Source organism: Pontimicrobium aquaticum, assembly GCF_005047595.1.
GTDB lineage: Bacteria > Bacteroidota > Bacteroidia > Flavobacteriales > Flavobacteriaceae > Pontimicrobium > Pontimicrobium aquaticum.
This window is the reverse complement of record NZ_SUPL01000003.1, coordinates 186,687-201,332: the sequence shown is the minus strand read 5'-3', so window position 1 is coordinate 201,332 and position 14,646 is coordinate 186,687. Positions and strand designations below refer to the sequence as shown.

Annotated in this window: 12 protein-coding genes; 9 read left to right on the top strand and 3 right to left on the bottom strand. The window is 32.2% G+C overall.

The features are described from left to right. Window positions 1-143: 143 nt before the first annotated feature. From bshC to E5167_RS06520, 6 genes are all read left to right on the top strand, one after another. Window positions 144-1,745, top strand: a complete 1,602-nt coding sequence (bshC, locus tag E5167_RS06545) for a bacillithiol biosynthesis cysteine-adding enzyme BshC (RefSeq protein ID WP_136842336.1) — start codon at window positions 144-146, stop codon at window positions 1,743-1,745. Window positions 1,746-1,748: 3 nt separating this feature from the next. Continuing rightward, on the top strand, window positions 1,749-3,119 hold the full coding sequence (locus tag E5167_RS06540; RefSeq protein WP_136842334.1) for a pyridoxal phosphate-dependent decarboxylase family protein: 1,371 nt from the start codon (window positions 1,749-1,751) through the stop codon (window positions 3,117-3,119). A gap of 91 nt (window positions 3,120-3,210) precedes the next feature. Continuing rightward, the gene (gene guaA, locus E5167_RS06535) at window positions 3,211-4,746 is read left to right on the top strand and encodes a glutamine-hydrolyzing GMP synthase (protein ID WP_136842332.1); all 1,536 of its coding nucleotides are present in this window, start codon (window positions 3,211-3,213) and stop codon (window positions 4,744-4,746) included. 69 nt (window positions 4,747-4,815) lie between these two features. Next, the gene (locus tag E5167_RS06530) at window positions 4,816-6,753 is read left to right on the top strand and encodes an amino acid ABC transporter substrate-binding protein (protein ID WP_136842331.1); all 1,938 of its coding nucleotides are present in this window, start codon (window positions 4,816-4,818) and stop codon (window positions 6,751-6,753) included. A 59-nt stretch (window positions 6,754-6,812) separates the two neighbouring features. Beyond that, entirely contained in the window at window positions 6,813-7,346 is a 534-nt protein-coding gene (locus E5167_RS06525) for a DUF922 domain-containing protein (RefSeq protein WP_136842329.1), read from the top strand. Then, window positions 7,346-7,576 carry a DUF3820 family protein gene (locus E5167_RS06520; protein ID WP_136842326.1) on the top strand — a complete coding sequence of 77 codons (231 nt, stop codon included), beginning with the start codon at window positions 7,346-7,348 and terminating at the stop codon, window positions 7,574-7,576. The genes E5167_RS06525 and E5167_RS06520 overlap by 1 nt, the downstream gene beginning before the upstream one ends. Here the strand turns inward: E5167_RS06520 and E5167_RS06515 are convergent. The 3 genes from E5167_RS06515 to E5167_RS06505 all read right to left on the bottom strand — a co-directional run bounded on the left by E5167_RS06515 (window position 7,573) and on the right by E5167_RS06505 (window position 9,951). After that, the gene (locus tag E5167_RS06515) at window positions 7,573-8,070 is read right to left on the bottom strand and encodes a nuclear transport factor 2 family protein (protein ID WP_169301390.1); all 498 of its coding nucleotides are present in this window, start codon (window positions 8,068-8,070) and stop codon (window positions 7,573-7,575) included. The two genes, E5167_RS06520 and E5167_RS06515, sit on opposite strands and share 4 nt — an antisense overlap. 22 nt (window positions 8,071-8,092) lie before the next feature. Continuing rightward, window positions 8,093-8,533 carry a hydrogenase gene (locus E5167_RS06510; protein WP_136842322.1) on the bottom strand — a complete coding sequence of 147 codons (441 nt, stop codon included), beginning with the start codon at window positions 8,531-8,533 and terminating at the stop codon, window positions 8,093-8,095. A 152-nt stretch (window positions 8,534-8,685) separates the two neighbouring features. Next, a complete protein-coding gene (locus E5167_RS06505) occupies window positions 8,686-9,951 on the bottom strand; it encodes a PorT family protein (protein ID WP_136842320.1) in 1,266 nt (421 codons plus the stop codon). Between the two features lie 180 nt (window positions 9,952-10,131). Here E5167_RS06505 and E5167_RS06500 point away from each other — a divergent pair, with 180 nt between their 5' ends. From E5167_RS06500 to E5167_RS06490, 3 genes are all read left to right on the top strand, one after another. After that, window positions 10,132-11,766 carry a CTP synthase gene (locus E5167_RS06500; protein WP_136842318.1) on the top strand — a complete coding sequence of 545 codons (1,635 nt, stop codon included), beginning with the start codon at window positions 10,132-10,134 and terminating at the stop codon, window positions 11,764-11,766. Window positions 11,767-11,855: 89 nt separating this feature from the next. Further along, window positions 11,856-13,763, top strand: a complete 1,908-nt coding sequence (yidC, locus tag E5167_RS06495; protein WP_136842316.1) for a membrane protein insertase YidC — start codon at window positions 11,856-11,858, stop codon at window positions 13,761-13,763. A gap of 97 nt (window positions 13,764-13,860) precedes the next feature. Then, complete coding sequence (locus E5167_RS06490) at window positions 13,861-14,556, top strand: toxin-antitoxin system YwqK family antitoxin (protein ID WP_136842314.1); 696 nt, start codon at window positions 13,861-13,863, stop codon at window positions 14,554-14,556. Window positions 14,557-14,646 lie beyond the last annotated feature (90 nt).

The following is a 14,646-nucleotide window of genomic DNA, read 5'->3' as shown; positions in this document are numbered from 1 at the left end:
GCTAACATTGGTAGTTTTACTAAGTTTTTTTACAAAACTTTAGTGTTTTTTGAGCGTTATTAAATTTTAGTTTTTTTTTAACCAATTGAAAATTTCAAATAGATGAAAGAGCAGTATATTTACAAAAGAATTGAGAACTAACTATGCCAACCGATTGTATTTCGTTTAATGACACCAACTATTTTTCTTCTTTAGTTTGTGATTACCTTGAAGAATGTCAAGAATTGCAACCTTTCTATAATCGTTTTCCAAAGCTAGAAAATTTTAAAAATCAAATAGAAGAAAAAGAAGTAAGCTATAATCAAACTTCAAGAAATATGTTAGTTTTAGTTTTAAAGGAACAATATAAAACTGTTAATAGCTCGCGACAAACTCTTGATAATATTGCATTATTAGAAGATTCTAAAACATTTACAATCACAACTGGTCATCAACTTAATTTATTTACTGGTCCTCTGTACTTTTTGTATAAAATTATCTCAACAATTAATCTTACAAAAGCGCTGAAAGAGGAATACCCTGATTATAATTTTGTGCCAATTTATTGGATGGCTTCAGAAGATCACGATTTTGAGGAAATCAACTATTTTAATTTTAAAGGCAAAAAAATTAGATGGAACAGAGATGCAGGTGGAGGTGTAGGTGATTTAGATACCAAAGACTTAGATAAAGTTTTTGAAACTTACTCTAAAGAATTAGGTCAAGGCACAAATGCCAATTTTTTAAAGCAACTCTTTAAAAATGCCTACTTAAATTATAAGAACTTAGCAGAAGCAACAAGATATATTGCCAACGAATTATTTAAAGATTTTGGTTTAGTAGTTATTGACGCTAATAACAGGAACTTAAAGAGATTATTTATTCCTTATATTAAAGAAGAACTTTGTAAGCAAACCTCTCATAGAGCAGTTTCTCAAACAAATAAGCAAATCAACGAACTATCAGGTAATTATAAAATACAGGTTAACCCAAGAGAGATAAACCTGTTTTATTTAAAAGATGGTTTGCGTGAACGTATTGTTTATGAGAATGGCGTCTATAGAGTATTTGACACAGATATTTCTTGGAGTGAAGAAGATGTATTAAGACATTTAGATGAAATGCCAGAACGTTTTTCACCAAATGTGATAATGCGTCCGTTATACCAAGAAGTTATTTTACCAAACCTATGTTATATTGGTGGAGGTGGAGAACTTGCATATTGGTTTCAATTAAAGGCCTATTTTAATACTGTTAATGTACCATTTCCAATGCTATTGTTACGTAATTCAGTGTTGATAAAAACAAAAAAACAAAGTGAAAAGCTAGAAAAACTAGGTGTATCTTTAAAAGAGCTGTTTGCAAAACAACAAGATTTAATTAATAGTCAAGTAAAAAAATTATCGACCATTGATATTGATTTTTCATTACAAAAAGAGCATCTTCAAAAGCAATTTAAGGCACTTTATGAGTTAGCTGAAAAAACGGATAAATCTTTTTTAGGTGCTGTTGCAGCGCAAGAAAAAAAACAAGTAAAAGGATTGTCAAATCTGGAGAAGCGATTACTTAAGGCACAAAAAAGAAAACTAAACGATCAAGTTTCTAGAATTACCGAAATTCAAAACCAATTATTCCCAGGTCAAAGTTTGCAAGAAAGAAATTTGAATTTTTCTGAACTTTATCTTGAGTTTGGAGACCAATTAATCCAACAGTTAATATTAAATTTGCAACCTCTAAAAGGTGAATTTTTAATATTAGAACTGTAACACATGCATAAGATAGATATTGAGCTTGTAGAAATGACGCTAGACGTCATGAAATATGCTATTGATAGAATTTCACACACCAAACCAAAAGTTGGAAAGCCTCAAAAAGCCGAAGAGCTTAAAGCTTTGGTTGGAGAAACCGTTACACCAAAAGGTATTGGAGGTGAATATGCATTTAATTTATGGAAGCAACATTTAGCAAAAGCAAATGTGCCTGTTGACCATCCACGTAATTTGGCTTTCGTGCCTGCAGCTCCTACAAGAGCTGCTGTAATGTTTGATTTAGTAACGTCGGCTTCCAGTATTCATGGTGCTTACTGGATGGAAGGTGCTGGCGGTATTTTCTGCGAAAATGAAGCTATGAAATGGATAGTATCTTTAACAGGATTACCAGAAGGTGCTTTTGGTGTATTTACAAGTGGCGGAACAGCTGCTAACTTGTCGGCAATTGTGACAGCTCGCGAACATTGGCGTGAAGATGATACTTACAAAAGAGAAAAAGGATTAATCATTACATCAATTGGTGCGCATTCGTCAATTAAAGCCATGGCAAAAGTAGCTGATGTTGATATTATGTTGGTTGATACTGAAGAAAAATTATCAGGAAAAGCACTTCGAGAAACTATCGATAATCTAAATTTCCATCAACGTAAACGCCTCTTTGCGGTAGTGGCAACAGGAGGTACTACCAATGCTGGAATTATTGACGATTTAGAGGGTATTGCAGAGGTCTGTGACGCTGAAAAAATTTGGTTTCATGTAGATGCAGCTTATGGTGGAGGCGCTTTGGCAGCCGATTCTGTTCGTCATTTATTTAATGGTATTGAGCGTGCAGATAGCATCACAATAGATCCTCATAAGTGGATGTTTTCTCCATATGATTGCGGTGCCGTTATTTATAGACGTCCTGAATTTGCTAAGAAAGCACATTCACAAGACGGCTCTTATCTAGATATTTTTAAAGACGAAGGTGCTCATGGCTTTAATCCTACCGATTATCAAATACAATTAACACGTCGTGTTCGTGGATTACCTTTATGGTTTTCGTTAGCTACTCACGGAACAGATAAGTATAAAGAATCTGTTGAGCGAGGTATTGAGTTAGCTCAAATTGCTGGTAAAATGATAGAAGAAGATCCAAATGTGGAATTGGTAAGAGAGCCTAGTTTGTCGTGTGTGCTTTACAGAAGAATTGGATGGAAACCAGAAGATTATACACATTGGACCTATGAAAACCATAGCAAAGGGTTTGCTTTGGTAACACCTACCAAGTGGAAAAATGGAGATGCATTTGAAACTGTGTCGCGTTTCTGTTTTATTAATCCAGATACCACCGAAGAAGATATAAGAATGATTTTGGATACTATGGCTTAAAGTAAATAGTTGTTGTTAAGAACTTGTAGAAAAGTAGCAAAAAATTCTAATTTAAAAGTTGTCAAAAAATAGCAAATGATTACTTTTGCACATGCAACACGATAAGGTACTAATTTTAGACTTCGGATCGCAATACACACAGCTTATTGCACGTAGAGTTAGGGAACTCAACATCTATTCCGAGATTCATCCATTCAATAAAATTCCAACAAACATAGACGATTACAAAGCTGTAATCTTATCTGGAAGTCCTTTTTCAGTAAGAGGAGACGAAGCTTTGCATCCAGATCTTTCAAATATTAAAGGTAAAAAACCTTTATTAGGTGTTTGTTATGGCGCACAATATTTAGCACACTTCTCTGGAGGTAATGTAGCACCTTCAAATACCAGAGAATATGGACGTGCTAAATTATCATTTGTAAAAAATGATGAAGCTTTTTTTAAAGGTATTTCAATAGGTTCTCAAGTTTGGATGAGCCATAGCGATACCATTAAAGAGTTGCCTACGAATGGCGAGTTATTAGCAAGCACACACGATGTGCAAAATGCTGCTTATAAAATTAAAGGAGAAACCACCTTTGCAATTCAATTTCATCCTGAGGTGTATCATTCAACAGATGGAAAACAACTATTAGAAAATTTCTTGGTTAATATTGCTAATGTAAACCCAGATTGGACACCTAACGCTTTTGTTGAGGAAACGGTTGATGAGCTAAAAGAAAAACTTGGAAACGATAAAGTGGTTCTTGGTTTGTCAGGTGGAGTCGATTCTACCGTAGCCGCCGTTTTGTTAAACAAAGCTATTGGTAAAAATCTTTACTGCGTATTTGTAAATAACGGATTGCTACGAAAAAACGAGTTCGAAAATGTTCTGCAGCAATACGAAGGTATGGGACTTAATGTAAAAGGTGTTGATGCTTCGGCACGCTTTTTGGAAGCACTAGCTGGAGAAAGCGACCCTGAAAAAAAGCGTAAAGCTATAGGTCGCGTGTTCATTGAAGTATTTGATGATGAAGCACATTTAATAGAAGATGTAAAATGGTTAGCACAAGGAACTATTTATCCTGATGTTATTGAAAGTGTTTCGGCAACTGGAGGACCAAGTGCGACTATTAAAAGTCATCATAATGTTGGTGGCTTACCAGATTTTATGAAGTTAAAAGTAGTAGAACCTTTAAAAGCCTTATTTAAAGATGAGGTAAGACGTGTTGGTGCTTCTTTAGGAATTGATGCAGAGCTATTAGGCAGACATCCATTTCCTGGTCCAGGTTTAGCTATCAGGATTTTAGGAGATATTACAGCCGAAAAAGTTCGTATATTACAAGAGGTTGATGCTATTTTTATTAATGGATTGAAAGAATGGGATTTGTATGACAAAGTATGGCAAGCTGGAGCCATGTTACTTCCTGTAAATAGTGTAGGCGTGATGGGTGATGAGCGTACGTACGAAAAATGTGTTGCACTAAGAGCCGTTGAAAGTACAGATGGTATGACAGCCGATTGGGTTAATTTACCATATGAATTTTTGCAAAAAACATCAAACGATATAATAAATAAGGTGAAAGGCGTTAATAGAGTAGTATATGATATTAGCTCAAAGCCACCAGCAACCATCGAATGGGAATAATATATGTGACTTGTTTGTAGCTAAGTCTATGTCAGCAATTATTTACGTATATACATTTAAAGATAACACATGAAGAAGTTTTTAGTTAGTTTAAGTTTTATAGTGCTTTTTAGTTTTTCAGCTATGGCGCAAGATTATAAAACACATAAAGTAAAAGTTGGTGAAACCATTGAGAGTATTGCAAAAATATATATGGTTACACCTTACGATATATATGCTTTAAATCCTGATGCTAAAAACAGTTTTCAACCTAATATGGTAATTATTATACCTAAGTCTAAAGTACTTGATAGCCCTGTGGAGACTCAAGTCACTAAGTTGGTTGGCTATAAAACACACAAAGTAAAACGTAGAGAAACCCTATATAGTATTAGTAAAATTTATAATATCTCTGTAGATGATATTAAGAAGCATAATAATCGTTTGTACTCAGAGAATCTTAGGAAAGGAGACAAAATTAATATCCCTAAATACGATAAAGTAAATACCACTACTACTTTAGGAAATACCATTAGAAGTTATAAGGTACTGCCTAAAGAAGGAAAATGGCGTATTGCTTATAAATTTGGAATCACTGTAGATGAATTAGAACAACTTAACCCTAAAATGCTAGATACATTACAGGTTGGTCAAGAAATTAACGTGCCTAATATAGCCAATAATGAAGAAAAGGAAATTGATGAAACTTATGGTTATTATACAGTAGTGCCAAGAGAAGGTTTTTTTGCTTTAAAACGAAAACTAGGATTAACCCAAGAAGAAATAGAAAGTTTAAACCCTGAATTAAAAGAAGGAGGTTTAAAAGCAGGTATGATTATTAAAGTTCCTAAAGACGTTAATGATAATAGTAGTTATAAAGATGTTTCACGCTCTGTTTTAATTGATAAGATTACCAACTACAACACCAAAAATTTAGCGGTGATGTTGCCTTTTAGATTGGATCGTATTGATATGGATTCTATTCAAGAAGTTAAAGAAATGTTGGGCAGAGGAACTGGGATAACAAATTTTTCATTAGATTTCCATACAGGCGTATTAATGGCATTAGATTCAGCTAAGCAATTAGGGATTTCTACTAAGTTGGATGTATATGATACCAAAGCAAGACCAAGTGAAGTGTCTAATATTTTAAGCCAAAACAACTTTTCTCAGTATGATGCTGTTATAGGACCTATTAGACCAGAAAATTTTGATCGAGCAGCAGTTGCTATGCGTCGCGATAATGTACCAATGATTTCGCCAGTGTCTGAGACTGACAATATATACAATAATGTGTTTCAAACCATTCCTTCAAACGAATTAAAACGCAAGCGTATTGTTGAGTATGTAAAACAACTAGATTCTATTCCTAGTCGTATTTTAATTATTTCTGATCAGGCACACCGAAGCGAAAACAATACATTTAAACAAGAATTTCCTAGCGCTAAACAAATTTTTTCCCGTACTGATGAAGACACAGGAAAAGACATGTTCTATATTTTAATGGAAGACATTGAAGAAGAGTTTAGAGAAGGTTTAAACTTAGTGTTTTTAGAATCTAATAACGAAGGGTTTGTGTCTAATGTAACGAGTATGCTAACAGGGTTTATAGGTTTTGACGAGGAGCTAGAAATAGAACGAAAAGTTGTATTGGTAACAAGTGATAAAAACAGAGCCTTTGATGGCGAAAATGTGTCAAATGTTACTTTGTCAAAATTAAAATTTATGTACCCTTCTCCTAATAAACCTTTCAATAATGAGCAATCTAATAGTTTTGTAAGAGCCTATAAAGAAAGATTTTATACTACACCAAACCGCTTTGCCATTAGAGGGTTTGATTTAACTATGGATGTGTTATTGCGTTTAGCTTCAGCAGAGAACCTATATGAAGCATCTTCCAATGATATTGAAACCGAATATGTCGAAAATAAATTTCGTTACGGTAAAAAAATGTTTGGTGGCTACTATAACGAGGCGATGTATATTGTAAAGTTCGATAACCTTAAAATTGTTGAGGTTAAAAAGTAATGTAGTACACTGCAATAAAAACAAATATTACTGCGTTTTTTCTGTATTAAATAAATGCTATGTACAAGTTTTTAATAGCCAGCGCACTTTCTATTTTATTGTTTCAAGATAGTCCAGTAATTAGTTGGGATTTAAATAATCGCTTGGAGTGGAGCAATTTTAAAGGTAAACCAAAGCCTGAAAATAATTCAGTAGCAGTTACTGCATCAGGAATTACTTTTAGCTATTCAACAAAAATGTCTGATACACGATTAATAGATTACAATTATACTGTTAGTGCCGATTTTTACCCGGACAAATCATGGTGTTTAAAAGAAAAGGTAAATAACAATATTTTAAACCACGAACGTTTACATTTCGATATTACCGAACTCCACGCACGTATGTTTAGGCAACGTATTGAAAATACAAGGTTTACAAAAGATATTGAAAAGCAAATGAATAGATTGCATAATGCTATAAATAAAGAGTTAGAAGCTTTGCAAAACAAGTACGATGCCGAAACTAGACATTCTCAAAACATAGAGAAACAACAAGAGTGGCAAGAAAAAATAGTTGATGCTCTTAACAAATTAGTACGATACAGTTCATAATGCTCAACCAAGACCAAAGCAAACAATTTCTAATAAAGCTCGCCAAAACCAAAATGCCTTACGGAAAGTATAAAGGCAAGTATATGATAGATTTACCTGAACATTATGTAGTGTGGTATAAAACCAAAGGTTTTCCAAAAGGACAAATAGGTAAGATGCTTGCTACAGTTTACGAGCTTAAAGTAAATGGGTTGGAAGAGTTGGTTAGAAGAATACAGAGGAACTCTTAATCTTCAATAAGTGTTTTAACACTTGGCTTATTTGTTGAGGCTACATGGTCAATTTTCCATTCATCGCCATACTTTTTGTAAATCGCGGTCCAGGCAAAACGAGTTTCTTCTTCAACTAAACTATCGTTTTCGTTTTTGTAAGTTATAGTTACCACTTTATCTACAATAGTATAAGCTAAAGTACCATCATCAGAAAATTTAATTAAAGGTTCAGAAACATCATCCCATTTTACAAACTCCACCGAAGAGAAATAATTGTTGTATCTGGCAATAGTAGCTTCTTTAGTTGGTTTACTTATTTCACCTTTATTCACAGAAATAAAGTTTTTTGAGAGTTGGTTGGCAAAAGCAATAGAGTCTTTGTTGAAATGATACTCTCGTTGTGCATGATGCATTTTAAGTATTTTAGCCGTTTCTTTGTCTAATGAAAATGATTTAGATTTATTGCAAGAAATAACAGATAGACTAAAAATAATAATCCAAATTGTTTTCAAAAAAAATGTATTAGTATTCATTTTATTTCATATTTCTTCTAAGCCCTATTAAAGTAGTTACACAAATAATTAACATTGCTAGAGATAGCGAAATGAGTGAAAATGTAATAATGCCTTCAATAATTGGAGTTCCTTCTTTTCCATTGGCTACAATTCCTAACATTTTTCCAGCATCAAATGTAGCCGCTAAAAGTATAGCAAACCAATTTACAAAAGTACCGTATATGGCAAGCCAAAAAGTAATTTTGAGCCATTTGTGTGAAAGATCAATTTTATTCCAAATTAAACCTAAAACAATAAGAAACATTCCATTTAATACGCCTTCTAAATGACTTGAAACAGCCATTCTAGGGTTTGAAAAAATAGGCGCTAAAAGCCCAATAATTAAGCCTAGAAAAAAAAGTAAGACTCCTAAATAGATTAATTTATTTGATTGGGTTTTAATTAAATTAGAGCCTTTCATTAGTTTGATAGTTGAAAATTCTAGCTTAACTAAGTTAACAATTTTTGCTTATAAAAGATAATTTAAAGCTATTTGTAATAATTATTTAGAATGATTATTGAAAGAGTTAGACATTAAAGTGTGATTAAGTTTATGTATTATAATTAGTTTTTTTATAAAAAAGAATAGCCAAAAATTAGAGAGGCTGATTTATATTCAGACTTCCATGTAGAGAAAGTAAGTGGTCTATTGGTAATGTATCTTGCTTCCAAGCTAAATCTATTTTGTTTAAATCCTAACCCAAAACCTAGAGCATTATTAGAATTTACATCTAGTGTAGCATAGCTAGTATTGTCGGGTCTTTTAAAATCTATAGATGATGATTTTAAAGTAAAATCAATGATATATAATACGTTAGCAAAAATTTTAGAATTGTTATTTAAAAAGAAATAATGTCTTAAGCCTATAGGAAATTCAATAGAGTTGTATGTAACATTCGCATCTAGTTCTTGAGAAGAAGTATGATTTCTTAATGTAATAGTTTTATTTGCTTTAAAACTTTGATAATTGCCTTCAATTAATATTGACCATTTATTTTTATTAAAAAGTAAAATAAATTCTGCTTCAATTCCTAACCCAAAATTAATTTGATTACCAAAATCACTATAAAGAGGATAGCTAAAATTGGTATTCTGAATTTTTGCAGAAGAAGTATTTATACGAGGTCTTAAGGTTAAATTAAATAAATCTTTTTCTTTTTTCTTTATATATGTGGTATAGATTGAACTATTACATTCATTATATTTAATAAAAAAGTTAATTAAACTTTTTTCTCTATACTCAAGGTTTTCTATTGTTTTTATAGTAAATGATGAGCATTTTAAGTTATTCCATAATTGCTGTTTAAACTTGGTGTTTTTACCTACTACATCGTCACTGTTTTTACGACCTTTTAAGAATCTATTAAAGGTTTTATAGTTTTTTAAATAGCTTTTAAATACTAACTGTTCTATGTTAGAGTTTTCATTATTGTAAAAAAACCTTTTTAAACTTCCTTCAGCGTACATAAATAAATTAGCTTTCCCCTCAAGTAAAACTTTTAAAAACAGTTGTTCTTCTTTAAATTTTGGATTTCTGTCATTACTTAAGTTGTTAAGATTTTCACTGGATCTGTCCATCTTTACATTGCTTCTTATATATTTTGAAACTCCAAAAACACCAAATTCTTTTATGGATTCGATACCAGTTCTTTGTACTTTTGAGTTTTCTGCAAGCTTGTAGCTAAACTCTTTAGGATTATTTCTCCAATCGGTATTTTTTATTAAACATTCAACTTTTTCTCCAGAGTTATTAATAAAATAACCTTTTTCAAAATCGATTTGAGAATAAGACTTGGCAGAGATAATGGTCAAGAATAACAATAGTAGTTTATGCTTCATATTTTAGGGGATTTTTAAATGAGTTAACAAATCTAATGAATTTTAGTAAGAAAATCAATACGTATTACTACGTAAATATGCCACATATAAAGATTATTATCAATGGCTTACAAATAACCCAGAACAAAGCTCAAAAAAGTGCAGAAATTTTGTAAATTTGCCTGCGTTTAAAAGCGCAACATGACGACAACCACTAAGTATATTTTTGTAACAGGAGGTGTAACATCATCGCTCGGTAAAGGTATTATCGCAGCATCTTTAGCCAAATTACTTCAGGCACAAGGTTACAGAACCACGATTCAAAAATTAGATCCATACATAAACGTTGACCCAGGAACCTTAAATCCATACGAGCATGGTGAATGCTATGTTACCGACGATGGCGCCGAAACCGATTTAGATTTAGGTCATTACGAACGTTTTTTAAATGTACCAACATCGCAAGCTAATAATGTAACTACAGGGCGTATTTACCAAAGTGTAATAGAAAAAGAACGACGTGGTGAGTTTTTAGGAAAAACAGTACAAGTTATTCCTCATATAACTGATGAGATTAAAAATCGTGTTCAAATTTTAGGAAATTCTGGTGAATACGATATTGTTATTACTGAAATTGGAGGAACCGTTGGTGATATTGAGTCGCTACCTTATGTAGAGGCAGTACGTCAGTTAAAATGGGATCTAGGAGAACATAATGCTATAGTTATTCATTTAACCTTAGTGCCATTCTTATCGGCTGCTGGAGAGTTAAAGACCAAACCAACGCAACACAGTGTAAAGACCTTAATGGAAAGTGGTGTTATGGCAGATATTTTAGTGTGTCGTACAGAACATGAGTTGCCTGAAGATTTACGTAAAAAATTAGCTCTGTTTTGTAATGTTCGTGAAGAAGCTGTTATTCAATCTATTGACGCATCAACTATTTATGATGTGCCAAACTTAATGCTGGAACAAGGGTTGGATAAAGTGGTACTAAAACGATTAAACTTAAAAAGTGACAAACCAGATTTAACACAATGGAATGAGTTTTTATCACGCCATAAAAATCCCAAAGGAGAAGTTACTATAGGTTTAATAGGTAAATATGTCGAGTTACAAGATTCATATAAATCTATTTTAGAAGCATTTATTCACGCTGGAGCTGCTAATGAGGTTAAAGTTAATGTAGAGTCTGTGCATAGTGAATACTTAAACGATGAAAACATTAAATTTAAGTTATCACATTTAGATGGTATTTTGGTTGCGCCAGGTTTTGGAGAACGCGGCATTGAAGGTAAAATTGATGCTGTAAAATATGTGCGTGAAAACAATATTCCTTTTTTAGGTATTTGTTTAGGTATGCAAATGGCAGTTATAGAATATTCTAGAAATGTATTAGGAATGATTGATGCTAATTCTACCGAAATGGATGACACAACAAAAAATCCAGTAATAGACCTTATGGAAGAGCAAAAAAGCGTGACTCATAAAGGAGGTACTATGCGTTTGGGAGCTTGGGATTGTCAATTACATAAAGGAAGCATTGCTGCAAAAGTATATGGAAAAGAATTAATTAAAGAGCGTCATAGACACAGATACGAATTTAATAGCGATTATAGAGAGCAAATAGAAAAAGCAGGCATGAAAGCTACTGGAATTAATCCAGAAACTGGCTTGGTTGAAATTGTCGAAATCCCTACACACCCTTGGTTTGTTGGTGTGCAATACCATCCAGAATACAAAAGTACTGTAGCAAATCCGCATCCATTATTTGTGGCATTTGTAAAAGCAGCACTTAAATATTCAAAAGCTAATAATAATGTCAGTATGGCATAAACAAGATAATGGATAGCTTTTTGTTAGGTAAAAGCTATATTTGTCATTCCTAAAAAACAAAGAAACTTTTTATAAGTCAACAATAATACATGGAAGAAAAAAAATTAGATATTAATTCAATCATAGGTTTTGTACTTATAGCATTGATTTTAATATACATGCTCTATCAAAATCAGCCAACACCTGAAGAGTTACAAGCACAAGAAGAAGCTAAGCAAGAGCAAGTTCAAGCTGATAAAAAAGCTAAAGAAGCTGAAGATGATTTTAAGGCTACACCAGCCGATTTTGTTGCTACCCAAACAACCGATTCTTCACAATTGGCAGATTTACAAAATAAAATAGGTGCTTTTGCTTATTCTGCGTCATTGCCTTCAGCACAAGATGCAACTACTGTTCTAGAAAATGAGGTGTTAAAAATTATTGTAAATAACAAAGGTGGTTATTTTGAAGAAGTGAAGTTAAAACAGTTTACAGATTTCGATTCGGTTCCTGTGTATTTAATTAAGGATCAAAACGCCATTTTCAATATTAATTTTGGAACAACAGATAATAGAACCTTAAATACTAAAGACCTTTATTTTCAGCCAACATTGACTCAAAATGGAGATAATCAAGTATTATCCATGAAATTAAAAGTTTCCGAAACGCAGTTTTTGGAATATAGATATGAGCTAAAACCTAACGATTATATGTTAGGGTTTAATGTAAGGTCGCAAGGTTTAAGTAATGTTATTAATGGTTCTCAAGATGTTAGTTTAGATTGGAAATTAAAAGGACGTCGTCAAGCCAAAAGTATTTCTTATGAAAATAGATACACACGTTTAACTTACGAACATGAAAATGGAGATAAAATAAGTAAACTATCGCAAGCTGGAAATGATGAAGAAGTTGAAGGAAATATCAATTGGTTATCTTACAGACAACACTTTTTTAGTTCTATTCTGTTAACAGATAAGCCTTTTAAAACGGCTTCTTTAACATCTGAAACTTTAGTGCTAGATGAAGACATCGATACGTTGTACACAAAAAGTTATTCTGCTGTAATTCCTTTAGAGTTAAATGGAGGAGAGTTAAGCGAGTCTATGGATATGTACTATGGACCAACCGATGGTAGAATTCTAAAAGAGTACGATAGAAATTTAGAAGAAAGTATTCCTTATGGATGGGGAATTTTTGGATGGATAAACAAAAGCTTATTTATTCCTTTATTCGGATTTTTAAGTGGTGTTTTTCCTTATGGAATCGCCATTATTATCATGACTATTGTAGTAAGAATTGTGTTATCTCCAGTGCTTTATAAATCGTATTTGTCTCAAGCTAAAATGAAAATTTTAAAGCCTGAGATTACAGAGATTAGCAAAAAGCACAAGGATAACCCAATGAAAAAGCAACAAGAAACAATGGCATTGTATAGTAAGGCAGGAGCAAGCCCCATGAGTGGTTGTTTGCCAGCGTTATTGCAATTACCAGTGTTTTATGCATTGTTTATGTTTTTTCCAACTGCTATAGAGTTACGTCAAAAAAGTTTTCTTTGGGCAGAAGATTTATCATCTTATGATATTATAGCTGAACTACCATTTAGAATTCCTTTATATGGTGATCATGTTAGTTTATTCCCAATATTAGCTGGTATTGCTATTTTCTTCTATATGAAAATGACAACTGGACAACAAGTGGCATCGCAACCAACACAAGAAGGGATGCCAGATATGCAGAAAATGATGAAGTATATGATATACTTTTCACCATTAATGTTAATGGTATTCTTTAATCAGTATGCAGCTGGTTTAAGTTTATATTACTTTATTTCTAACTTAATTACAATTGGAATTATGCTAGTAATTAAGAATTATATTTTGGATGAAGATAAAATTCATGCACAAATTCAAGAAAAGAAAAAGCGCCCTAAAAAGCAAAGTAAATTTCAACGTCGTATGCAGGAAATGATGGAAAAAGCCGAAGAACAAAAACGACAACAGCAAAATAGAAAAAAATAGAGTTAATAACTATTGAAAAAGCTACCAATTTGGTAGCTTTTTTGTATCTACAATTTTCGTAAAATTGTAACGTTTAACACATATAAAACTTAAAAGAATGAAATTTAAACTTTCTAGTGTATTTCTATTTATATCATTAGTTGCTTTTGCCCAAGATATTAATCAGTTTGATGCAGATGGAAAACGACATGGCCTCTGGAAAAAGAATTTTGAAGGAACAAAACAGGTTCGTTATGAAGGAACCTTTGACCATGGTAAGGAAATAGGAGAATTTAAGTTTTATAAACTTGTTAAACAGAAAAGTGTATTAACAGCTACTAAGGTATTTAATCCTAACGATAATAGTGCTCAGGTTACTTTTTTGGCATCCAATGGAAAAGTGATTAGTAAAGGTAAAATGGTTGGAAAGTTATATGTAGGTAAATGGATTTACTATCATAATAAATCTGATCAAATTATGACTTTAGAAAATTATAATTCTAAAGGTGAGTTAGAAGGAGAGAAATTAGTGTATTATAAAGATGGTGTTGTAGCCGAACGTGTAAATTATGTTGTTGGCAAGCAGCATGGAAAATCTTATTGGTATTCTGCAAAGGGAGTTGTTTTAAAAGAGTTTAATTATGACAATGGCGAACTTCATGGTATTGCTAAATATTATCATCCTAAAGGAGACTTAATAGCTGAAGGAAAATATAATAAAGGAAAAAAAGTGGGCTTATGGAAATATTATGAAGATGGTAAACTAACAGAAGAAACAGATTTTAGTGCTCCTAAAAAGAAACAAAAACAATAAAAAAGCCCCTAATTAAAGGAGCTTTTTTTAATAAACCTGACTAGGGTTTATTTTTAACTAAACTAAACTTATGTATTCAAATTAATTATA

Coding starts and splice junctions, on each gene's coding strand:
- bshC (WP_136842336.1), top strand. CDS start 144: ATGCCAACCGATTGTATTTCGTTTAATGACACCAACTATTTTTCTTCT.
- E5167_RS06505 (WP_136842320.1), bottom strand. CDS start 9,951: ATGAAGCATAAACTACTATTGTTATTCTTGACCATTATCTCTGCCAAG.
- E5167_RS06525 (WP_136842329.1), top strand. CDS start 6,813: ATGTACAAGTTTTTAATAGCCAGCGCACTTTCTATTTTATTGTTTCAA.
- yidC (WP_136842316.1), top strand. CDS start 11,856: ATGGAAGAAAAAAAATTAGATATTAATTCAATCATAGGTTTTGTACTT.
- guaA (WP_136842332.1), top strand. CDS start 3,211: ATGCAACACGATAAGGTACTAATTTTAGACTTCGGATCGCAATACACA.
- E5167_RS06540 (WP_136842334.1), top strand. CDS start 1,749: ATGCATAAGATAGATATTGAGCTTGTAGAAATGACGCTAGACGTCATG.
- E5167_RS06520 (WP_136842326.1), top strand. CDS start 7,346: ATGCTCAACCAAGACCAAAGCAAACAATTTCTAATAAAGCTCGCCAAA.
- E5167_RS06530 (WP_136842331.1), top strand. CDS start 4,816: ATGAAGAAGTTTTTAGTTAGTTTAAGTTTTATAGTGCTTTTTAGTTTT.
- E5167_RS06490 (WP_136842314.1), top strand. CDS start 13,861: ATGAAATTTAAACTTTCTAGTGTATTTCTATTTATATCATTAGTTGCT.
- E5167_RS06510 (WP_136842322.1), bottom strand. CDS start 8,533: ATGAAAGGCTCTAATTTAATTAAAACCCAATCAAATAAATTAATCTAT.
- E5167_RS06500 (WP_136842318.1), top strand. CDS start 10,132: ATGACGACAACCACTAAGTATATTTTTGTAACAGGAGGTGTAACATCA.